Raw genomic sequence first — 20,312 nt, 5'->3', positions numbered from 1 at the left:
GCCCCGCCGCGCCCCGCAGACTCCGCAGGCTCCGCTAGAAGCCGCGGCTGAGCACCAGTCCCAGGGAGAACAGCAGGCTGTAGCCGAGGTTGATCAGTCCGGTCTGCTTGAGGACCGGGATGAGGCTCTTGCGCTTGCGCCCGTTGATCATCAGCCACGCGGGCATGAGGCAGGCAGGAATCAGCAGCAGCACTATCAGCATCCACGGCCGGCCGGGAGCCAGGATCACCACCAGCAGGATGGCCACGGCCAGCATCAGGACGTAGCTTTCGCGCGCATGCTTGTCGCCCAGCCGGACCGCCAGGGTCTTCTTTCCGGCCTGCATGTCCGTGGGGATGTCCCGGACGTTGTTGGCCATGAGCAGGGCGGTGGCGATCAGCCCGGTGCCGATCGCGCCGATGATGGCGGGCAGGTTGATCTGCCCGGCCTGGGTGTACGTGGTGCCCAGGGTTGCCACCAGCCCGAAGAACACAAACACGAACACGTCGCCCAGACCCATGTAGCCGTACGGGTTCTTCCCCCCTGTATAGCCCCAGGCGGCCATGACGCAGCCCAGCCCCACCAGGATCAGCCACCAGCTCTGGGTGATCACCACCAGGACCAGGCCAAACACCATGGCGGCCGCAAACGCCGCGAACGCCGCCCGTTTCACGTGTTCGGGGCTTGCCGCCCCGGATCCCACCAGGCGCAGCGGGCCCACACGGTCATCGTCGGTCCCCCGGATGCCGTCCGAGTAGTCGTTGGCATAGTTCACCCCCACCTGGAGCAGGAGGGCCACCAGCGCCGCGAGGATGGCGTTGAACAGGAGGAACGAACCCATCTCGTAGGCTGCGGCGGAGCCGATCAGCACCGGCGCAATCGCTGCGGGCAGCGTCCGGAGCCGGGCGCCTTGGATCCATTGTGCGGCTGTAGCCACGTTAAGTACCTCGCGTGTGTTGGGGGCGGCGGGAGGGGGTCCTGCCGGGTGGTGCAGGTCTACTTTACTTTCCCTGGTGCCGGGCTTTGAGCTCGGCGGTCATGGCCAGGCGGTCCGGTTTGCCGTTGGCAAGCATCAGCAGCCCGGAGGCCGCCAGGACGGTTTTGGGCGCGAGGACGCCCAGCGTCCGGTGCCAGTGCTGTTCCAGGACGACGGCGGTGTCCCCGGCTTCCGCGCCCGGGGCCGCGTCCGGAGCAGGGTCCGCCAGCGCAATGTAGGCCGCCACGGCCTGGCCCCACTCGGCGGAAGGAACCCCTGCCACGAAAGCCGCCGCGACGCCGTCGGACTTCTCCAGCTCTTCCTGCACGTGCGCGGCGGACACCTTCACGCCGCCGGTGATGATCACGTCGTCGGCCCTGCCCAGCACGGTCAGCCGGCCGTCGTCGTCGATGCTGCCGAGGTCGCTGGTGCGGTACCAGCGCACGCCGTCCTCCTCGAAGAACGTGTCCGTGCTTTCCGGTGACTCGAGGTAGCCCGCGGCGATGGTGTCCCCGCCCAGCAGGATGCGCCCGTCCTCCTCGACCCGGACCGAGACGCCCTCCAGCGGGAAACCGTCGTAGACGCACCCGCCGCAGGATTCGGCGGAACCGTACGTGGTGATCACCCGCACTCCGGCCTCGCGGGCGGCCGCCAGCAGGGAAGCCGGGGCGGGGGCGCCGCCCAGCAGGACGGCGTTGAAGCGGCGGAGCGCGGCCAGGGTCTCAGGCGACGGTTCGTCGAGGAGCCGCTGCAGCTGGGTGGGGACCAGCGAGGTGAACCGGATTTTGTCCGTCAGCTCTTGGGCCGCGGCGGTGAAGGCCTCGGGCGTAAAGCCCTGGGACATGTCCATGACCCAGGGGCGGGTGCCCGCGAACAGGGAGCGCACCAGGACCTGGATGCCCGCAACGTACTGCACGGGCAGCGCCAGGAGCCACTGGCCCTCGCCCTTGAGCGCCAGGGCCGTAGCCATCGAGGACGCCGCGAGGGACTCGACGGTCAGCACGGTGGCCTTGGGCGCGCCGGTGGAGCCGGACGTGCGGACCACGGCCACCGCGTCATCGCAGCCCGGGGTCTCCAGGTGTCCCACCACCAGGGCGCCGTCCCCGCCGATGGAGAGTTCGACGGCGGGTCCCTCGCCATGGAGGGCGGCCGCCAGGGCCGTCAGGGCCGGCTCGATGTTGATGGGGCCGGCGGCTTTCGCTGGAGTATTCATGTTCCGCTCCTGCCTAGAAGTAGTGCGGGAAGGTGGACCAGTCGGGCTCGCGTTTTTGCAGGAAGGCTTCCTTGCCCTCCACCGCCTCATCCGTCATGTACGCCAGTCGCGTGGCCTCCCCGGCGAACACCTGCTGCCCGGCCAGGCCGTCGTCGGCAAGGTTGAAGGCGAACTTCAGCATCCGGATGGCCTGCGGCGACTGGCGCGCGATGTCCGCGGCGTATTCCAGGGCAACCTCCTCGAGCCGTTCGTGGTCCACGGCCTCGTTGACGGCACCCATCCGAACCATGTCCTCAGCGGAATATTCGCGGGCGAGGAAGAAGATCTCGCGGGCTGCCTTCTGCCCGATCTGGCGGGCCAGCAGGGCCGAACCGTACCCGGCGTCGAAACTGCCCACCGTGGCGTCCGTCTGCTTGAACTTGCCGTGCTGGCGGGAGGCGATGGTGAGGTCCGCCACCACGTGCAGGGAGTGCCCGCCGCCGGCCGCCCAGCCGTTGACGACGGCGATGACCACCTTGGGCATGGTCCGCATGAGCCGCTGGACCTCCAGGATGTGCAGCCTGCCGGCGCGTGCGGGGTCGATGGTTTCCTGCGTCTCGCCGTCTGTTTCTTGTATTACATACCGGTAGCCGTCACGGCCCCGGATCCGCTGGTCCCCGCCGGAACAGAAGGAGTGCCCGCCGTCCTTGGGGGAGGGGCCGTTGCCGGTAAGCAGGACGGTGGCGACGTCCGGGGACATCCGGGCGTGGTCCATGGCCCGGTACAGCTCGTCCACGGTGCCCGGCCGGAAGGCGTTGCGCACCTCGGGCCGGTTGAACGCGATCCGGACCGTCGGCAGGTCACGCACCCAGCCGCCGTCGGAATCCCGCTCCACCTGCCGGTGGTAGGTCATGTCCTGGAAGTCCTCGAAGCCGGCCACGGTGCGCCAGCGGGAGGGGTCGAAGACGTCGGACACCGAGGCGGGAATCTGTTTGCTCACCGTCCAAGTCTAGTAATCGGCCTCAGCTGATGCAGAACTCGTTGCCCTCGGGGTCCGCCATGGTGTGCCAGGAGTGCGGTCCCTGGCTGGCCGTCCACAGGAATGTGGCGCCGCGTGCTTCAAGTTCCCGGCGGACCTCGTCCTTGTCCCTGCCGGCCAGGTTGATGTCCCAGTGCACGCGGTTTTTCACCGTTTTGGCCTCGGGCGCCGTCTGGAAGAGGAGGCGCCGTTCCGGGGCCTTGGCCTCCAGTTCCTCCGTCGGGCGGATTGCGCAGCCCTCGCGCCACACGAGGTTTCCCCGGTGGGTCATGGTCTGGTCCTCCGTGGCGAAGCCCTGCTCGATCATGGAGCGGATGAAAGCGGCGTCCTGGGGCTCCACGGACCACCCCAGGGTTTCAGCCCACCAGTCCGCCAGCTCGTGCGGACGGGTGCAGTCAATGACGATCTGGATGTTCAGTCCCATCCCACCAAGGTACGGTGGCACGTGCTTCTCGCCTAGGGCTGGACCTGCTGGAGCTGTTCGAAAACCTCCGGTGGGATGGCGTAGATGAACACCACGGCCAGCAGGTTCTTTGCCGCATGCACAAAGTAGGCGAACATCAGGTTCTTCCCGGTCCACACGTAGACGAACACCAGCGTGGCGCCCATGGCCAGGTAGGGAAGCAATGCAGTGAAGGTGACCGCCTCCTGGCCCACGATGTGAAGGGCCGCGAACAGCACCACGGAGAGGGCGCAGCAGATCCAGATGTTCACCCGCCGGCTCAGCTTGCCGATCAGCAGGTGGCGGAAGATGTATTCCTCCACGAACGGTCCCACCACCACCAGCAGCGGGACCATCAGCCAGGCCGGGATCTGCTGGGCCAGTTCCTGCAGTCCCGCCTGGTTCTGGGATGTCTGGGCCTCGCCGCTGAGGGCCACCGCCACGGCGGTCAGGATCATCATTGCAATCACCGCTGCCGGGACCATCAGCAGCGTGAACCAGGGCCGGGTGGCCAGCACCCTGAGGTCACGGCCCACCACCTTCCGGGCTGCCAGCACGGCAAGTATGCCCACTGAGGAATAAAAGAGCAGGTTGACAGCGTAGGAAGCTGCCGCCGGGCTGGGGGCTATCTGGCGGAGAAAGGGAGCCAGCAGGTCACCGGCCACGGCAAAGAAGCCGGCGATGGCCACGTAGGTGATGAGGGTGGCGAAATCCAGCGGCTTGAAGCGGTACAGCTCCGGCTGCGGTGCGGGCGGTATTCGGTGGGCGGTAGCCATGGCTTCAGCCTAACCTCCCAACCAGGTAGCAGCAGATGTCGGTTTCAGCGGTCAAACGGACATCTGCTGCTACCTGGATGGGCCGGGGTGCGTTGCTGGCCGAAACGTGCTTCCCGTAGAATCTTCGGTATGCCTAAATTTATGTTTCGGTGCGCCAAAGTAGCCGCCCGGACCCGCCCCGGGCGGACGGTGCGTTTCCGCGCCGCAGCCGTGGCCGCCGTCGTGCTTTCCCTCCTGCTGACCGCCTGCGGCGGGGGAGCATCGGGTAACGGGGACGGCAAGCCCGTGGTCCTGACCACCTTCACCGTGCTGGCGGACGTCGCCCGCAATGTTGCGGGGGACAAGCTGACGGTTGAGTCCATCACCAAGGCCGGCGCAGAGATCCACGGCTACGAACCCACCCCGGGGGACATCAGGAAGGCCTCCAAGGCTGACCTCATCCTGGACAACGGACTCAACCTGGAGGCCTGGTTCGGGCAGTTCGTCGAGGGGCTGGACGTGCCGCACGCTGTGGTGAGCGAGGGCGTTGAAGTGATGTCCATCAGCGAGGACTCGTACCAGGGCAAACCCAACCCGCACGCCTGGATGTCGCCGATCAATGTGCAGACCTACGTGGACAATATGGTCCGGGCCTTCAGCGAGCTGGACCCGGACAACGCGGCTGCCTTCGCAGCGAACGGTGAGGCCTACAAGGCCGAGCTCCAGGCTGTGCAGGACCAGATGACGGCAAGCCTGGCCGGCGTCCCGGAAAACCAGCGCGCCCTGGTCACGTGCGAAGGCGCATTCTCCTACCTGGCCCGCGACGCCGGGCTGAAGGAGGTCTACATCTGGGCGGTCAACGCCGAACAGCAGGCCACCCCGCAGCAGATCACCCGGGCCATCGAATACGTCAAGGCAAACCAGGTCCCCGCGGTGTTCTGCGAATCCACGGTGTCCGATGCCCCCATGCAGCAGGTGGTGGAGGCCACGGGGGCCCGCTTTGGCGGCACCCTCTACGTGGACTCCCTCTCGGAGGCCGACGGGCCGGTCCCCACCTACCTGGACCTGATCCGGCACGACGCCGAGGTCATTACCAAGGCCCTCACCGCCGGAGCGGGATCATGAGCGCCCCGGCCATCGCCGTCGACAACGTCACGGTGCACTACGGCGAGGTCCTGGCCCTTGATGCCGCCTCGCTGACGGTGGACCCGGCACGGATCTGCGGCCTGGTGGGCATGAACGGCTCCGGGAAATCCACACTGTTCAAGGTGATCATGGGAATGATCAAGCCCGACGCCGGCACGGTGCGGATTGGCGGCCAGTCGCCTTCCAAGGCACGCCGGGAAGGAGGGATCGGCTACGTTCCGCAAAGCGAGGAAGTGGACTGGCAGTTCCCGCTGTCCGTGCGCGACGTGGTGATGATGGGCCGGTACGGCCACCAGGGATTCACCCGCCGGGCGTCCAAGGCCGACAAGGCCGCCGTGGACGAGGCACTGGACCGGGTGGAGCTCGGGGAGTACGCCGGCCGGCAGATCGGCCAGCTGTCCGGCGGCCAGAAGAAGCGTGCGTTCGTGGCCCGCGGCATCGCTCAGGGTGCCACCATCATGCTGCTGGACGAGCCATTCGCCGGCGTGGACAAGCGGTCCGAGGCCACCATCACCCGCCTGCTGCGCGAGCTCGCCGCGGACGGCTGCACCATCCTGGTGTCCACCCACGATCTCCATGCCCTCCCGCAGCTGTGCGACGAAGCCGTGCTGCTGATGCATAAGGTCCTCATGCACGGCCCGCCGGAGCGGGTGCTGCAGCCGGAAAACCTCGCCATGGCCTTCGGCCTGGACGTGCTCAACCGGAAGGAAGCGGGCTGACGATGGAACTCCTCCTCGAACCCCTCAGCTATGACTTCATGGTGCGGGCCATCGTCACCACCGCGCTCGCCGCCGTCGTCTGCGCAGTGCTCAGCTGCTGGCTGGTCCTGATCGGCTGGTCCCTGATGGGTGACGCCGTCTCGCATGCCGTCCTCCCCGGCGTCGTGCTGGCCTACATCGTGGGCGCCCCCTTCGCACTCGGCGCGCTGGTGTTCGCCCTGATTGCCGTGACGCTGATCGGAGTGGTCCGCAATACCAGCCGGGTGAAGGAGGACGCCGCGATCGGCATTGTGTTCTCCTCCCTCTTTGCCCTCGGCCTGGTGCTGATTTCCGTCACGCCCAGCCAGACGGACCTGAACCACATCATCTTCGGCAACCTGCTGGGCGTGAGCATCCCGGACCTCATCCAGGTCCTGGTGCTGGGCGTGGTGGCCTTCGCCATCCTGATCCTCAAGCGGCGGGACCTCATCCTCTACGCATTCGACCCCACCCACGCGCACGCCATCGGGCTGTCGCCCCAAAGGCTGGGGGCGCTGCTGCTGGGCCTGCTTGCCCTGACCTCCGTGGTGGCGCTGCAGACCGTGGGCGTTGTGCTGGTGGTGGCCATGCTGATCATCCCCGGTGCCACGGCCTACCTGCTGACGGACCGTTTCTCGCGGATGCTGGTCATCGCGCCGGTGGTCTCGGCAGCCTGCTCCATCACCGGCATCTACCTCAGCTATTACCTGGACACAGCCTCCGGCGCCATGGTGGTGCTCACGCAGGGTGTGGTCTTCGCCGTCGTCTACCTCTTCAGCCCGCGCCAGGGGCTGATCGGAACCCGGCTGGCGAAGGCGCGGCGCAGGAAGGCCGCTGTGCTCGCCGCTGCCTGAACCGGTCAGCGCGTGACCCGGCTTCCGCTTGACTCGGCCACCCGCGGCGGGCAGGCTGGAGCGATGAAGTCCTAGCCAGCAGCCGGCCCTGCCGGGCTGCCTTCCCGAATCCAGGGCCGCCGTCGGGGACCGGAAAATCCGGTCCACCCCGCGGCCACACTGCGGAACTTTGCGAGGACTTCCCTTGACTGAACACCTGACCCTCTCCGGCGTCTCCCACGGCTATGGCGACCGCCTGCTGCTGGACGGCATCACCCTGGCCATCACCCCCGGCGAACACGTGGCCGTCGTCGGCGAAAACGGCGCCGGCAAATCCACCCTGCTGCGACTCCTCGCCGGCCTCGAAACCCCGGACGAAGGCGCGGCGGCAATCCAGGGCCGGGTGGGCTACCTCGCCCAGACCCATGGCCTGCCGGAAACCTTCACCGTGGGTGCCGCCGTCGACGCTTCCCTGGCCGCCCTGCGTGCCATCGAGGCGGAGCTCGACCGGCTGGAGGCAGGGCTGGCCGACGCCGGTGACGACGAGCTGGAAACCTACGGCAGGCTCCAGACGGAATACCAATTGCGGGAAGGCTACGCAGCGGAGTCCCGGGTGGAGGCTGCGCTGGACCGGCTTGGCCTGGGCGGCCTTGACCGGAGCCGGGTTCTGGGATCGCTGTCCGGCGGGGAGCAGGAACGGGTGGCCTTGGCGTGTGTCTTGGCCGATCCCGCAGACATCCTGCTTCTGGACGAACCCACCAACCACCTTGACGCCCGCGGAACGGCCTGGCTGGAGGACCGGCTGGCGGCCCACCGCGGCACCGTGGTGGTGGTGTCCCATGACAGGGTGCTCCTCCGCAAGGTGGCCAGCACCATCATCGAAGTGGATGCCGAGCGCCGCGCCGTGACCCGCTACGGCAACGGCTATGACGGCTACCTCCGGGAGAAGGCGGCCGAACGCGCGCGCTGGGTCCAGCAGTACCACACCTGGATTGATGCGATGGAGTCCGAAAAGCGGCAGGCAGAGACAGTTGCCGGCACCATGGGCTACGGCCGCAAGCGCGACGGCGACAAGATGGGCTTCGATTTCAAGGCCGGCACCTGGCAGAAGGCCGCCAGCAGCCAGGTCCGGAACGCCCAGGAACGCCTGCGCCGGCTCGAAGCCAGCCCCGTGGACCGTCCGCCGGTACCCCTGCGGCTGAACGTCGATCTGGCCACGGACCCGGATGCTGCGGCGTCCGGGGCTGAGGAGTCCGGTGCTGGTCTTTCCGGGGCAGCGCAGGATGGTGCGCCGGTGCTGGCCGTGCACGGGGTGAGCGTGCCCGGCCGGCTGGGAACCACCGACTTCCAGGCGGGTGCCGGCGAGAAGATCCTGATCACCGGACCCAACGGCGCGGGCAAATCCACGCTGCTCTCCATCCTTGCCGGAACCCTGGAGCCGGCTGCCGGTTCCGTCACGCGGCCCGGACGCGTCGGCTACCTGCAGCAGGAACTGGAGCTGCCGCAACGGCCCTCCCTGCGCCTGCTGCCGGCCTTCGCCGCGGGCCTCGGCGGCAACATCGACGAGCACGCCGAGGCCCTCCTCCGCCTGGGCCTCTTCCGCACCAGCGAGTTCCACGTGCCCGTGGGCAGCCTGTCCGCCGGCCAGCAGCGAAGGCTGGCCCTGGCACGGCTGCTGCTGGGCGGCTACGGCACCCTGGTCGTGGACGAGCCCACCAACCACCTTGCGCCCGTGCTGGTGGAACAGCTGGAGGCGGCGCTCGCCGGATTCGCCGGGACCCTGGTGATGGTCAGCCACGACCGTGCCCTGCGGGAATGGTTCGCCGCGTGCGCACGGCGGAGCCGTGGTGGGGCCGCCGGCCCGGAAGGCACCCGGGCCGGGAACACCGCCGTCGGACGCTGGACCAGGTATTCCATGGACAAGGGCGTGCTGGCGCCGGTTTAGGGGCAGGCCGAGGGTAATCCCGACCGGATGTGCGTCACTTTTGGCCGTGCAGCGGCGCAGCCGGCCCGGATTGGCGGGGTTTCCTCCCGCCTCGCAGGACAAAAGCGACGCATGTGGGCGGCAGCCAGCCTGTGGACCGGTGAGATTTGCGTTAAGCAGTCTTTACCGGGGGACCGGCAGGCGGAAACATCGGCGGCGGAAGATAGGGCCATGCCCGTCATTCCGCCGGCCGAAAGGATCTGCCCGTGATCACCAGGAACCTTTTCATGCAGGGCATCTACCACTTCCAGGGCGTGGGGATGGAGAAACCCGTGCCCCTGCATAGCGAGCTCTCGCACTATGTCCCGGACGGCGTCGTCAACCAGGCGCTGTACTTCCGCGGCGGCAACTCCAGCGCCGAACTGATCGCCGTGGTCCTGATGCGCAATGGCGTGCCCATGCGGTATTTCCCCATTGGAGCCAAGGGCGACGTCCACGTCCCGCTGCGCGTGGTGGAGGACATCGAGGGCGGTTCGGCCATCGAGCTGTACCTGGCCGCGCCGGAGGGCGTCAACGGCACCGTGGTGATCGACCTGGGCATGGTGGAGCACTGATGACCAGCGTGGCCGAACGGGCCCAACCCCGGCCAGGCGGCCGGGCACGCAGCCGGGACAGCCGCCGCCGCCTGGTGGTCATCGGGAACGGGATGGCCGGAGCCCGCGCGGTGGAGGAGATCCAGGCCAGGGGCGGTGCGGAGCAGTTCAGCATCACCATGTTCGGAGACGAACCCTACGGCAACTACAACCGGATCATGCTCAGCCACGTCCTCTCCGGGGAGGAAAGCGATGCGGACATCTTCCTCAACCCGCTGTCCTGGTATGAGGACAACGGCATCACGCTCCACGCGGGGGTCCGGGCGGACAGGATCGACCGGTTCGCCAAGCACGTGTTTTCCAGCGACGGCCGGGTGACTCCCTACGACACCCTGATCATCGCCACGGGCAGCCGCCCGCACCTGCCCCCGATGGACGGCCTCTACACGCCCGGCGGCTCGGTCAAACCGGGCGTCTTCGGCTTCCGCACCATCGACGACACCCGCAAAATGGCCGAGCACGCCCGGCATGACCATCACCGGCATGCCGTGGTGATCGGCGGGGGCCTCCTGGGGCTGGAGGCCGCCGCCGGGCTGCGCAGCTTCGGGCTGGGGGTGGACGTGGTCCACTCGGGCGGCCACCTCATGAGCGCGCAGATGGGGCCCGACGGCGGTGCGGTGCTCCGCCGGAGCGTTGAGGCCCTGGGCATCGGGGTACTGACGGGCACCCGGACCACCGCCGTGCTCGGCAGGGACAGGGTGACCGGCGTCAGCCTCCGGGACCGGCCGGACATTGACTGCGACATGGTGGTGGTGGCGGCCGGGATCCGTCCCAACGTGGACCTGGCCGTCCTCAGCGGACTCCCGGTGGAGCGGGCCATCGTGGTGGATGACCGGCTGCGCGTGCAGGACGAGGACGACATCTACGCCGTGGGGGAGTGCGTCCAGCACCGCGGCGAGGTGTACGGGCTGGTGGCACCGCTGTGGGAGCAGGCGGTGGTGCTGGCAAACCATGTGACCGGCGCGGACACCAGCGCCGCGTACCTGGGTTCGCGGACCGCCACCAAGCTCAAGGTGGCAGGAGTGGAGGTCGCGTCCATGGGCCTGCAGGGGCCGGAGCTCGACACCGACGAGCATATTGTTTTCTCTGAACCCAGCCGCGGGGTCTTCAAGTCCATCGTGGTCCGCGACAACAAGATGGTGGGCGCCACCCTCCTGGGCGACAGCCGCAAGGTGGCGTTCCTGACCCAGGCCTACGACCGCGGCCTTCCGCTGCCCGAGGAGCGGCTCGGCCTGATGTTCGATCTGGGGACTCCTGGGGAGGACGTGGGCGTCGCAGAACTGGACGACGACGCCCAGGTCTGCAACTGCAACGGTGTCAGCAAGAAGGACCTGGCCACGGCAGTGCGGGGTGGCTGCGCCTCGGTAGCCGGGGCCATGGACGCCACCCGGGCCGGAAAGGGCTGTGGCTCGTGCCAGCTCCTGGTGAAACAGGTGGTGGAGTGGGCCGCGGACGGGGCTGTTGAAGAGGACCCAGCCGCCTCCTACTACGTGCCCGGAATCCCCCTGGACAAGGCCGCCTTGATGGCAGAGATCCGGAAACGCGGGCTCCGGTCTGTTTCGGCCGTGTTCCACGCGCTGGCCCCGGGCGGCGCCGAGGACGCGAAGTCCAAAATGGGCCTGGCATCCCTGCTCAAGATGATGCTCGCGGACCAGTACGTCGACGAACGCGATGCCCGCTTCATTAACGACAGGGTCCACGCCAACATCCAGCGGGACGGCACGTTCTCCGTGGTGCCGCAGATGAAGGGCGGCGTCACGTCCGTGCAGCAGCTGCGCCGGATCGCGGACGTGGCCGAGAAGTACAACGTGCCCCTGATCAAGCTCACCGGCGGCCAGCGGATCGACCTGCTGGGCATCCCCAAGGAGGACCTGCCGCAGGTCTGGGCCGACCTGGACATGCCCTCCGGGTACGCCTACGGCAAGAGCTTCCGCACCGTGAAGACCTGTGTTGGGAAGGATTTCTGCCGCTACGGGACGGGGGACTCCACCAGGCTGGGCATCGAGATCGAATCCCGGTTCCAGGGCATCGAAGCACCGGCCAAGCTGAAGCTGGCAGTCTCCGGCTGCCCCCGCAACTGCGCGGAATCCCTGGTCAAGGACGTGGGCGTGGTGGCCGTGGAAGGCGGCCGCTGGGAAATCTACGTTGGGGGAGCGGCGGGAGCCCACATCCGCAAGGGAGACCTCCTGGCCACCGTTGACAGCCCCGAAGAGGTGAAGGTCCTCACCGGGCGTTTCATGCAGTACTACCGCGAACGCGCCAACTGGCTCGAGCGGACCTACGCCTTTGTGCCCCGTGTGGGCATCGAGCATCTCCGCGCGGTGATCGTCGAGGATGCGGAGGGGATCGCGGCGCAGCTGGATGCCGCGATGCAGGCGTCCGTGGACAGCTACGTGGATCCGTGGAGCGAACGCGCGGATCCGCTGACGCCAGGCCAGTTCAGGACGTCCCTGCCGCTGACGGTCCTTCCGCAGGTGCCGGTCCGATGAGCGCCCCCGGTGCGGCTCCAGCCTCACACGTCCTCGGCCCCGTGGACCAGGTTCCGTTGGGCGAGGGAAGGGCATTTGCGGTGGACGGCCAACAGGTGGCCGTCTTCCGGCTGCGCGACGGAACGGTGCGGGCGCTCGCGGCAGTCTGCCCGCACCGGGGCGGCCCCATCGCGGACGGCACCATCGACCGCCAGCAGGTGATCTGCCCGTTGCACCAGCACGCGTTCGACCTCACCAGCGGCTGCTCCACCACCGGTGCCGAACCGCTGCAGGCCTACCGCGTCAGCGTGGATGGTGAGCAGAACCTTGTGCTGGAGGCCGGCGGGGTGTAGTGCGGGTCACGTAGCACCCCGGTGGGTCTTGTAGGATAGACGAGCCGCGCGAAGCTTCGGCGCCACGAGAGATTCCGCTCACATCCGGATGCCCATGAGGCAATAAACCGAATTTTCTGGGCGAAATCATGCGTGCGCCGGATGCGGCCAACCCCCCAACCCACAAGGAACAGTTGTGCCTCAAAGTACCCCCACCGATCTCCAGAACCCCACGGCACCATCCGCCGCCGTCGACCCCTCCCTCAGCGCCGAGGGTTACAGCAAGACGCTGGGCAGGCGCCATGTCACCATGATCGCCATGGGCGGCGCCATCGGCGTCGGCCTCTTCATGGGCGCCGGCGGACGCCTGGCCTCCACCGGCCCCGCCCTGATCTTCTCCTACGCTATTGCCGGCGTCATCGCCTACCTGCTCATGCGGGCACTCGGCGAGCTCATCATGTACCGCCAGACCTCGGGTTCGTTCGTGAGCTACGCCGGTGAAATGTTCGGCAAGAAGGGCGCGTTCCTGTCCGGCTGGATGTACTTCATCAACTGGGGCATGACCGGCATTGCCGAGTTGATCGCCATTGGGCTGTATTTCCAGTTCTTCTTCCCCAATGTTCCGGTGGAGGCCTCAGCCATCGCTGCGCTGGCCCTGCTGGTGGCCGTCAACCTGCTGAGCGTCAAGGCGTTCGGCGAGTTCGAGTTCTGGGCCTCCTGCCTGAAGGTGGGCGCCATCCTGATCTTCCTGGTGGTGGGCACGTTCATGGTGGTCACCAACGCCCAGGTGGGCGACGGCAACGCCTCCGTGGCCAACCTGTTCGCGGCCGAGGGCGGCATGTTCCCCAAGGGCGCCCTGGTGATGGTGCTGGTCCTCAACGCCGTGATCTTCGCCTACAACGGCATCGAACTGGTGGGCATCACCGCCGGCGAGATGCAGAACCCGCAGCGCGAAGTCCCCAAGGCGATCCGCGCCGTCGTCCTCCGCATCGTGGTGTTCTACGTCGGTTCCGTGACCCTGCTCGCCATGCTGCTGCCGTCCGACCAGTACGTGGCCGGCACCTCCCCGTTCGTCACCGTGTTCGGCCAGATGGGCCTCGCCTGGGTGGGTGACGTGATGAACATGATCGTGATCACCGCGGCGCTGTCCTCCTGCAACTCAGGCCTGTACTCGATCGGCCGCGTCTTCCGCACCATGGCCAACAACGGCCACGCCCCGCAGTGGCTCACCCGGATGTCCCGCCGCCACGTTCCGTACGCGGCCATCCTGGCCATCGCGGCGTTCTACCTGGTGGGCATCCTGCTGAACATCTGGCTGGGCGGCTCGCACGCCTTCGACCTCGCCCTGAACACGGCGTCCATCGGCGTGATCTTCACCTGGGGTGCCATTTTCGCCAGCCAGATCGCGCTGCGCCACAAGAAGGGCGTCACCTCCAGCCTGCCGATGCCCGGCTCCCCGTGGACCAGCTGGGCCGGCCTGGTCTCGCTGCTGGTCATCACGGTGCTGATCGGCTTCGACACCATGACCAGCAAGTCCGGCGAGGTGTTCTACCTGGGCCTGTGGACCCTGGCCACCATCCCGTTCTTCGCACTGCTCCTGTGGCTCGGCTGGCAGAAGGTCAAGGCCAACGAACCGAAGCACGTGCTCTACAACTAGCGCCCACAGCAGGACGCACGACGGCGGGACGCCCCTAGGGAGGGGAGTCCCGCCGTCGGCGTTTCCCGGCATCGATTGCTCCGCAACTGCCGTTTTGGGGCCGCAAAAGGACCGCTACGGAGCAATCGATGGGGACTGGAGCGGTGGTGCGGACCGGCCGGCGGGGGCAGACTTGGGCGTGTGGACGAACCGTGGGTGCTGCATGTGGACCTTGACCAGTTCATCGCAGCTGTCGAAGTGCTCCGCCGGCCCGAGCTCGCGGGGAAGGCGGTGATTGTTGGCGGCCGCGGTGATCCCGCCGAGCGGGCAGTGGTGTCCACGGCGTCCTACGAAGCCAGGGCCTACGGCGTGGGCTCGGGAATGCCGCTGCGCATCGCAGCACGGAAAGTTCCCGACGCCGTGATCCTGCCCGTGGATCACGAGGCCTACCTTGAGGCGTCCGAGAAGGTCATGGCGGTGCTGCGCTCACAGCCCGGCGCCACGGTCCAGGTGCTTGGCTGGGATGAGGCCTTTGTTGGCGTCGGGACGGAAGATCCGGAGGCCTATGCCCGCCGCCTGCAGCACGCCGTCCTGGAGGCGACCCGGCTGCACTGCAGCGTAGGCATCGGCGACACCCTGGTCCGCGCCAAGGTGGCAACGACGTTCGGTAAACCGGCCGGGGTTTTCCGGCTCACGGAAGGCAACTGGCTGGAGGTCATGGGGAGCAGGCCGACGATCGAGCTGTGGGGCGTCGGGACGAAGGTGTCTGCCCGCCTGGCCAAGCTCGGCATCGGGACGGTTGCCGAGCTGGCCGCGGCCAATCCCGAGGACCTGGTCCCCGAGTTCGGCCCGAAGATGGGGCCCTGGTACGCGCAATTGGGGCGGGGCGACGGCTCGCGGACAGTCGATGACACGCCCTGGGTGGCGCGCGGGCACAGCCGCGAAACCACCTTTCAGCAGGATCTGACCGGACCCGCCCAGATTGATGGTGCCGTGAGGGAGTTGGCAACCCGCGTCCTGGAGGATGTCGCCGCCGAGGGCCGGCCGGTGGTCGGGCTGACGCTCAAGGTCCGCTACGCGCCGTTCCTGACCAAGACGTACGCCCGGAAGATCCCGGAGACATCGGACCCCGCGGAAGTGCTGGCACGCGCCCTCGACCTTGCGGCGAAGATCGAGCCGGGCCGGCCCATCCGGCTCCTCGGGCTGCGCGCCGAAATGACGATGCCCGCGGATTCCCGGCAGGGGCACACCCCGACCCGCAGCGGATGGTGACGGGCTTCATCGATTGCTGCGTACCTGCCCTTATGGCGCCCCAAAACGGCAGTATCGGAGCAATCGATGAAAAAAGCTAGTCGCGCTTGAACTCGTCCTTGACGCTTTCGCCGACCTTCTTCGCGTCGGCCTTGACCTGGTCCGCCTGGCCTTCAGCCTTCAGCCGGTCATTGTTCGTGGCGTTGCCGGCCGCTTCCTTGGCCTTGCCGCCCAAGTCTTCCGCTGCGTTGCTGATCTTGTCTCCGAGGCCCACGATGGCCTCCTTTCGTTTCCGGTGATCGAACATTTTCACACTAACACGAAGCATGCTTACTAATTCAAGTCCCCCAGGGACGCCGGGGTTCTGTCGATTGCGGGGGTCCGCGGCTAGGCTCGAAGCCATGGACCACAGCATCAGCCTCAGCCAGCACATCCACGCGTCGCCGGAAAAAGTCTGGTCAGTCATCACGGACATTCCCGGGTCGGCCACCACGCTGAGCGGGGTGGAGTCCGTCCAGCTGCTGACGGACGGCCCGTACGGCGAGGGAACGCGCTGGAAGGAAACCCGGAAGATGATGGGCAAATCAGAGACGGTGGAGATGTGGGTGGCGCAGGCTGAGCCGCCGCGCAGCACCACCGTGAAAGCTGTCCAAGGCGGCGCCGACTACAGCACGCTGTTCACCCTTGCCCCTCGCGACGGCGGAACGGACCTCAGCGTGACGTTCGGGGGAGAAATGCACAAGCCGACCGCAGCAACGCGCATCATGATGGCGGTCTTCGGCAAGATGGCAATGGCGGCCACCCGGAAGGCCCTCCGCAAGGACCTGGCAGAAATAGCAGCCAAGGCGGAATCCATCTAATGGCCGCGCGCACCCCGCGGGCAGCACCCCCCGGCGTTGCGGCACCGCGCCTGACCCCTGTCCGGCTCGAAAACCTGACCGACGTCGCCGAGCCGGACTTCCAGCGCGGAGGGCGGTACGACGGTGCGCGGTACAGCCGTGTGGCTGCCGAGGGGATGGACCTGGGCGGCTCGGAGTTCATCGATTGTGAGTTCCGGGGCGCGGCCTTCAACGAAGCGCAGTTGCGCGGCTCCAGCTTCCGCGACTGCATCCTGGAGGAGCTGTACGCGCCGGTCCTCCTGGCGGCCCGGTCCACGTGGCGGGAAGTTGAGATCCGGAATGCCCGCCTCGGTTCTGCAGAACTGTACGAGAGTGGCTGGCAGTCGGTCCGCATTGACGGCGGAAAACTCGATTTCCTCAACCTGCGGGGCGCCAAGCTCACCGACGTCCTGATCAGCGGCTGCATCATCAACGAACTGGACCTCGGCTCGGCCACCGGAACGCGCGTAGCCCTGAAGGACTGCACCATCGGCTCCCTGGACCTCGGCGGGGCCACGCTCAAGGACTTTGACCTGCGCGGCTCCGAGCTCAGGGGGATCAGCGGACTCGGCAGCCTTGGCGGCGTGGTCATTGACGACTCCCAGCTTGGACTCCTGGCGCCCCTGCTGGCAGCGCATCTGGGGATCACTGTCCTCTGACGCGCGCACAGGACGCCGGCGCGCTGAGGGGTTCCCGTATCCACGGCACACCCTCCCGTGTACTATTTACAGAACGAACGGTCGGTAAGTGGGGATTTACCGGCCGCTGATGACAGTGCTGTTTATCGCGTGAAGGGTGTTTCCATGGCTGCAACCGCAGGTCCGCAGGCTTTCCTTGTTGGCGGGGTACGGACCCCGGTGGGCAGATACGGCGGAAGCCTCTCCTCCGTCCGTCCCGATGACCTGGCCGCCCTGGTGCTCCGGGAAGCGGTCAGCCGGGCCGGCCTGGACCCGGACAGCATCGACGAGGTCATCCTGGGCAACGCCAACGGGGCCGGCGAGGAAAACCGCAACGTGGCCCGGATGGCCACCCTCCTGGCCGGGCTGCCCCTCCACATCCCCGGAATCACCGTCAACCGGCTGTGCTCGTCCGGGCTGAGCGCCATCATCATGGCCAGCCAGATGATCAAGTCGGGTGCGGCGGACATCGTGATAGCCGGCGGCGTGGAATCCATGAGCCGGGCACCCTGGGTGCAGGAAAAGCCCGCCACGGCCTTCGCCAAGCCTGGCGCCATCTTTGACACGTCCATCGGCTGGCGGTTCGCCAACCCGCTGTTCCAGAAGGGCGAGCTGTCCCGCGACGGCAAAATGACCTATTCCATGCCGGAGACGGCAGAGGAAGTGGCCCGCGTGGACAACATCTCCCGCGAGGATGCCGACGCTTTTGCCGTCCGGTCCCACCAGCGCTCCCTGGACGCCATCGCTGCCGGGCGGTTCAAGGACGAGATCGTTCCCGTGACCGTCAGGACCCGCAAATCCGAGACCGTGGTGGACACGGATGAAGGCCCCCGCGAAGGCACCACCATGGAGGTCCTCGCCAAACTGAAGCCCGTGACGCACGGCGGTTCCGTGGTCACCGCAGGCAACTCCTCCACCCTGAACGACGGCGCCTCCGCCATCATCGTGGCCTCCGAAGCCGCCATCGAACGGCTCGGGTTGACGCCCCGGGCACGCATCATAGACGGCGCCTCGGCCGGCTGCGAGCCCGAGATCATGGGCATCGGCCCGGTCCCCGCCACCCAGAAGGTGCTCAAGCGGAGCGGCCTCAGCGCAGGTGACCTGGACGCCGTTGAACTTAACGAAGCCTTTGCCACGCAATCGCTCGCCTGCATCCGGCGCCTCGGCCTGGATCCGGACATTGTCAACAACGACGGCGGCGCGATCTCCCTGGGGCATCCGCTGGGTTCCAGCGGGGCGCGGATTGCGATCACCCTGTTGGGCCGGATGGAGCGCGAGGACGCCAGGAGGGGCCTCGCCACCATGTGCATCGGCGTGGGCCAGGGTACGGCCATGCTGCTGGAGAAAGTCTGATGGCGGGCCCCGTGGACCTGGCAGCGGAGAAGTTCCAGACGCTCCTGGTGGAGGAACGCACCGACCGGGTGGTGGTGCTGCTGAACCGGCCCGAGGTGCGCAACGCGATCGACCAGCAGATGGTGGACGAGCTGCACGTGGTGTGCGCCGCGCTGGAGCAGGATCCCAAGGTGCTGATCATCGCCGGCGTGGATGGCGTGTTCGCCTCCGGCGCCGATATTGCCCAGCTGCGCGAACGGCGCCGGGGCGACGCCCTGCAGGGCATCAATTCCACCATCTTTGTCCGTATCGCCAAGCTGCCCATGCCGGTCATTGCCGCGCTCGACGGGTACTGCCTGGGCGGCGGGGCAGAGCTGGCCTACGCGGCGGATTTCCGGCTCGGGACATCGAGTGTCCGCATTGGCAACCCTGAAACCGGGCTGGGAATCCTCGCCGCCGCCGGCGCCAGCTGGCGGCTGAAGGAACTGGTGGGGGAGCCTGTGGCCAAGCAGGTCCTCCTGGCGGGAAAGATCCTCACCGCCGAAGAAGCACTGGCCGTCAACCTCATCACCGAAATCCACGACGCACCGGAACTCATGGACGCGGCACACAGCCTGGCGGACAGGATCGCCCGGCAGGATCCGCTGGCAGTGCGGATCACCAAGTCCGTGTTCCATGCCCCTGCGGAAGCGCACCCCGTCATAGACCAGCTGGCACAAGGGATCCTGTTTGAATCCGAGGCGAAATTCGACCGGATGCAGCAGTTCCTGGACAAGAAGAACGACAAGAAAACCGGCACGAAGGACGGCGGCAGTGCAGCCACCGCCGCGGCCACCGGAACCCCGGAAGGCACAGAGAGCGGAGAGCAGAACCGATGAGCACACCCGAACTTTCCCCCGGCCTGCCCACTGATCTTCCCCACTTCGTAGGTGTCCTGGGCGGCGGCCGCATGGGTGCCGGAATCGCCCATGCCTTTCTGGTCAAGGGCGCGGACGTGCTGGTGGTGGAGCGCGACGACCAGTCAGCGGAAGCTGCCCGTGAGCGCGTGGAATCGGCCGCGGCCAAGAGTATTGAGCGCGGCATGACGGACGCCAACCTGGATGAAATGGTGTCCAGGCTGTCCGTCACGGTGGACTACGACGACTTTGCGGACCGCCAGCTGGTGGTGGAAGCAGTGCCGGAGGACTGGAACCTGAAAGTCACGTCACTGCGCGGCATCGAGGAGCGGCTGGCCAATGATGCCTACCTGGCCTCGAACACGTCATCGCTGTCCGTGAACGGCCTCGCCGGTGAACTGAAGCGGCCCGAAAACTTCCTCGGCCTGCACTTCTTCAACCCTGTTCCGGCGTCCACGCTCATCGAGGTGGTGCTGGGGAAGCGCACGTCTCCCCAGCTCGCTGCCGCGGCGAAGGGGTGGGTGGAGGCACTCGGCAAGACCGCCGTCGTGGTTAATGACGCCCCGGGGTTCGCGTCCTCCCGGCTGGGTGTGGCCATCGCCCTGGAGGCGATGCGCATGGTTGAGGAAGGGGTTGCATCCGCCGAGGACATCGACGCCGCCATGGTCCTGGGCTACAAGCACCCCACCGGGCCGCTGCGGACCACGGACATCGTGGGGCTGGACGTGCGGCTAGGCATTGCCGAGTACCTGCACTCCACCCTGGGCGAGCGGTTCGCCCCGCCCCAGATCCTCAAGGACAAGGTGGCCCGGGGCGAACTGGGACGGAAAACCGGCAAGGGCTTTTTCGACTGGCCCGGATAGGAACGCGGGTCAGTCGAAGAAACCGACGATGTAGCCGATGAAGTAGAGCAGGAACAGCAGGACGCCGGCCCCGATGGCGCCCATCCAGAAGATCTGCTGGCCCTTCCCCGAGCCCTTCTGCCGGGGCTCCTGGGTGCCTGCCACCGACCCTTCACCGGGAGGCGTTTCGCCGGGCGGCACCCCGCCGCCGGGCTCCAGGCCTGTGATCTTGTCATCCTCCGGGTCCGGATTGGTTCCTGACACGTAAACTCCCTCGCTCGCCGTCCTGATGCTGTCCCCAGCGTAACCGGCCCTGGTGGTTGC

At 67.4% G+C, this 20,312-nt stretch carries 21 protein-coding genes; 14 read left to right on the top strand and 7 right to left on the bottom strand.

Going from position 1 to position 20,312, the window contains the following annotated elements; all coding sequences use genetic code 11:
* Nucleotides 1-34 precede the first annotated feature (34 nt).
* The 5 genes from AC4BCK_RS16335 to AC4BCK_RS16315 form a co-directional block, all read right to left on the bottom strand.
* Nucleotides 35-916, bottom strand: a complete 882-nt coding sequence (locus AC4BCK_RS16335; RefSeq protein WP_174177897.1) for a 1,4-dihydroxy-2-naphthoate polyprenyltransferase — start codon at nt 914-916, stop codon at nt 35-37.
* Nucleotides 917-980: 64 nt separating this feature from the next.
* Nucleotides 981-2,168 carry an AMP-binding protein gene (locus AC4BCK_RS16330; RefSeq protein WP_490566198.1) on the bottom strand — a complete coding sequence of 396 codons (1,188 nt, stop codon included), beginning with the start codon at nt 2,166-2,168 and terminating at the stop codon, nt 981-983.
* A gap of 13 nt (nt 2,169-2,181) precedes the next feature.
* Nucleotides 2,182-3,147, bottom strand: coding sequence for a 1,4-dihydroxy-2-naphthoyl-CoA synthase (locus tag AC4BCK_RS16325; RefSeq protein ID WP_174177901.1), 966 nt, complete (start codon nt 3,145-3,147; stop codon nt 2,182-2,184).
* A gap of 22 nt (nt 3,148-3,169) precedes the next feature.
* A complete protein-coding gene (locus tag AC4BCK_RS16320; RefSeq protein ID WP_174177903.1) occupies nt 3,170-3,610 on the bottom strand; it encodes a VOC family protein in 441 nt (146 codons plus the stop codon).
* Between the two features lie 32 nt (nt 3,611-3,642).
* Nucleotides 3,643-4,404, bottom strand: coding sequence for a CPBP family intramembrane glutamic endopeptidase (locus AC4BCK_RS16315; protein WP_251425339.1), 762 nt, complete (start codon nt 4,402-4,404; stop codon nt 3,643-3,645).
* A gap of 129 nt (nt 4,405-4,533) precedes the next feature.
* Here AC4BCK_RS16315 and AC4BCK_RS16310 point away from each other — a divergent pair, with 129 nt between their 5' ends.
* The 9 genes from AC4BCK_RS16310 (at nt 4,534) to AC4BCK_RS16270 (ending at nt 15,384) form a co-directional block, all read left to right on the top strand.
* The gene (locus tag AC4BCK_RS16310) at nt 4,534-5,508 is read left to right on the top strand and encodes a metal ABC transporter substrate-binding protein (RefSeq protein ID WP_490566197.1); all 975 of its coding nucleotides are present in this window, start codon (nt 4,534-4,536) and stop codon (nt 5,506-5,508) included.
* Nucleotides 5,505-6,248 carry a metal ABC transporter ATP-binding protein gene (locus AC4BCK_RS16305; RefSeq protein WP_251425337.1) on the top strand — a complete coding sequence of 248 codons (744 nt, stop codon included), beginning with the start codon at nt 5,505-5,507 and terminating at the stop codon, nt 6,246-6,248. The genes AC4BCK_RS16310 and AC4BCK_RS16305 overlap by 4 nt, the downstream gene beginning before the upstream one ends.
* Nucleotides 6,249-6,250: 2 nt before the next feature.
* Nucleotides 6,251-7,120: a metal ABC transporter permease gene (locus tag AC4BCK_RS16300; RefSeq protein ID WP_490566196.1), complete on the top strand. Its 870-nt coding sequence runs from the start codon at nt 6,251-6,253 to the stop codon at nt 7,118-7,120.
* A gap of 184 nt (nt 7,121-7,304) precedes the next feature.
* Nucleotides 7,305-9,044 carry an ABC-F family ATP-binding cassette domain-containing protein gene (locus tag AC4BCK_RS16295; RefSeq protein WP_400633934.1) on the top strand — a complete coding sequence of 580 codons (1,740 nt, stop codon included), beginning with the start codon at nt 7,305-7,307 and terminating at the stop codon, nt 9,042-9,044.
* Between the two features lie 245 nt (nt 9,045-9,289).
* Nucleotides 9,290-9,637: a molybdopterin oxidoreductase gene (locus AC4BCK_RS16290; protein WP_364272635.1), complete on the top strand. Its 348-nt coding sequence runs from the start codon at nt 9,290-9,292 to the stop codon at nt 9,635-9,637.
* Nucleotides 9,637-12,165 (top strand): nitrite reductase large subunit NirB, encoded by a 2,529-nt coding sequence (gene nirB / locus AC4BCK_RS16285; RefSeq protein WP_490566195.1) that lies wholly within the window; start codon nt 9,637-9,639, stop codon nt 12,163-12,165. Before AC4BCK_RS16290 ends, nirB begins: the two co-directional genes overlap by 1 nt.
* Nucleotides 12,162-12,497 carry a Rieske (2Fe-2S) protein gene (locus tag AC4BCK_RS16280; protein ID WP_364272641.1) on the top strand — a complete coding sequence of 112 codons (336 nt, stop codon included), beginning with the start codon at nt 12,162-12,164 and terminating at the stop codon, nt 12,495-12,497. Before nirB ends, AC4BCK_RS16280 begins: the two co-directional genes overlap by 4 nt.
* Before the next feature lie 175 nt (nt 12,498-12,672).
* Entirely contained in the window at nt 12,673-14,133 is a 1,461-nt protein-coding gene (locus tag AC4BCK_RS16275) for an amino acid permease (protein ID WP_310112881.1), read from the top strand.
* 180 nt (nt 14,134-14,313) lie between these two features.
* On the top strand, nt 14,314-15,384 hold the full coding sequence (locus tag AC4BCK_RS16270) for a DNA polymerase IV (RefSeq protein WP_446686689.1): 1,071 nt from the start codon (nt 14,314-14,316) through the stop codon (nt 15,382-15,384).
* A 76-nt stretch (nt 15,385-15,460) separates the two neighbouring features.
* Here the strand turns inward: AC4BCK_RS16270 and AC4BCK_RS16265 are convergent, their stop codons facing one another.
* The gene (locus tag AC4BCK_RS16265) at nt 15,461-15,637 is read right to left on the bottom strand and encodes a CsbD family protein (protein ID WP_363939196.1); all 177 of its coding nucleotides are present in this window, start codon (nt 15,635-15,637) and stop codon (nt 15,461-15,463) included.
* 127 nt (nt 15,638-15,764) lie between these two features.
* On the opposite strand from AC4BCK_RS16265, the gene AC4BCK_RS16260 reads away from it, so the two are divergent.
* The 5 genes from AC4BCK_RS16260 (at nt 15,765) to AC4BCK_RS16240 (ending at nt 20,009) form a co-directional block, all read left to right on the top strand.
* A complete protein-coding gene (locus AC4BCK_RS16260; RefSeq protein ID WP_363939194.1) occupies nt 15,765-16,223 on the top strand; it encodes an SRPBCC family protein in 459 nt (152 codons plus the stop codon).
* Nucleotides 16,223-16,900, top strand: coding sequence for a pentapeptide repeat-containing protein (locus AC4BCK_RS16255; RefSeq protein ID WP_363939193.1), 678 nt, complete (start codon nt 16,223-16,225; stop codon nt 16,898-16,900). Before AC4BCK_RS16260 ends, AC4BCK_RS16255 begins: the two co-directional genes overlap by 1 nt.
* Nucleotides 16,901-17,044: 144 nt before the next feature.
* Complete coding sequence (locus tag AC4BCK_RS16250) at nt 17,045-18,271, top strand: thiolase family protein (RefSeq protein WP_310112884.1); 1,227 nt, start codon at nt 17,045-17,047, stop codon at nt 18,269-18,271.
* Complete coding sequence (locus tag AC4BCK_RS16245; RefSeq protein WP_364272650.1) at nt 18,271-19,128, top strand: enoyl-CoA hydratase/isomerase family protein; 858 nt, start codon at nt 18,271-18,273, stop codon at nt 19,126-19,128. The genes AC4BCK_RS16250 and AC4BCK_RS16245 overlap by 1 nt, the downstream gene beginning before the upstream one ends.
* Nucleotides 19,125-20,009 (top strand): 3-hydroxyacyl-CoA dehydrogenase family protein, encoded by an 885-nt coding sequence (locus AC4BCK_RS16240; protein ID WP_364272653.1) that lies wholly within the window; start codon nt 19,125-19,127, stop codon nt 20,007-20,009. The genes AC4BCK_RS16245 and AC4BCK_RS16240 overlap by 4 nt, the downstream gene beginning before the upstream one ends.
* A 9-nt stretch (nt 20,010-20,018) precedes the next feature.
* On the opposite strand, the gene AC4BCK_RS16235 is transcribed toward AC4BCK_RS16240, so the two are convergent.
* The gene (locus AC4BCK_RS16235; protein ID WP_174177928.1) at nt 20,019-20,252 is read right to left on the bottom strand and encodes a DUF6480 family protein; all 234 of its coding nucleotides are present in this window, start codon (nt 20,250-20,252) and stop codon (nt 20,019-20,021) included.
* Nucleotides 20,253-20,312 lie beyond the last annotated feature (60 nt).

The organism is Pseudarthrobacter sp. As-47 (genome assembly GCF_058215595.1).
This window is presented reverse-complemented; position numbering and strand designations above follow the sequence as displayed.

Coding starts and splice junctions, on each gene's coding strand:
- AC4BCK_RS16300 (WP_490566196.1), top strand. CDS start 6,251: ATGGAACTCCTCCTCGAACCCCTCAGCTATGACTTCATGGTGCGGGCC.
- AC4BCK_RS16305 (WP_251425337.1), top strand. CDS start 5,505: ATGAGCGCCCCGGCCATCGCCGTCGACAACGTCACGGTGCACTACGGC.
- AC4BCK_RS16245 (WP_364272650.1), top strand. CDS start 18,271: ATGGCGGGCCCCGTGGACCTGGCAGCGGAGAAGTTCCAGACGCTCCTG.
- AC4BCK_RS16315 (WP_251425339.1), bottom strand. CDS start 4,404: ATGGCTACCGCCCACCGAATACCGCCCGCACCGCAGCCGGAGCTGTAC.
- AC4BCK_RS16250 (WP_310112884.1), top strand. CDS start 17,045: ATGGCTGCAACCGCAGGTCCGCAGGCTTTCCTTGTTGGCGGGGTACGG.
- AC4BCK_RS16310 (WP_490566197.1), top strand. CDS start 4,534: ATGCCTAAATTTATGTTTCGGTGCGCCAAAGTAGCCGCCCGGACCCGC.
- nirB (WP_490566195.1), top strand. CDS start 9,637: ATGACCAGCGTGGCCGAACGGGCCCAACCCCGGCCAGGCGGCCGGGCA.
- AC4BCK_RS16330 (WP_490566198.1), bottom strand. CDS start 2,168: ATGAATACTCCAGCGAAAGCCGCCGGCCCCATCAACATCGAGCCGGCC.
- AC4BCK_RS16320 (WP_174177903.1), bottom strand. CDS start 3,610: ATGGGACTGAACATCCAGATCGTCATTGACTGCACCCGTCCGCACGAG.
- AC4BCK_RS16280 (WP_364272641.1), top strand. CDS start 12,162: ATGAGCGCCCCCGGTGCGGCTCCAGCCTCACACGTCCTCGGCCCCGTG.
- AC4BCK_RS16240 (WP_364272653.1), top strand. CDS start 19,125: ATGAGCACACCCGAACTTTCCCCCGGCCTGCCCACTGATCTTCCCCAC.
- AC4BCK_RS16255 (WP_363939193.1), top strand. CDS start 16,223: ATGGCCGCGCGCACCCCGCGGGCAGCACCCCCCGGCGTTGCGGCACCG.
- AC4BCK_RS16260 (WP_363939194.1), top strand. CDS start 15,765: ATGGACCACAGCATCAGCCTCAGCCAGCACATCCACGCGTCGCCGGAA.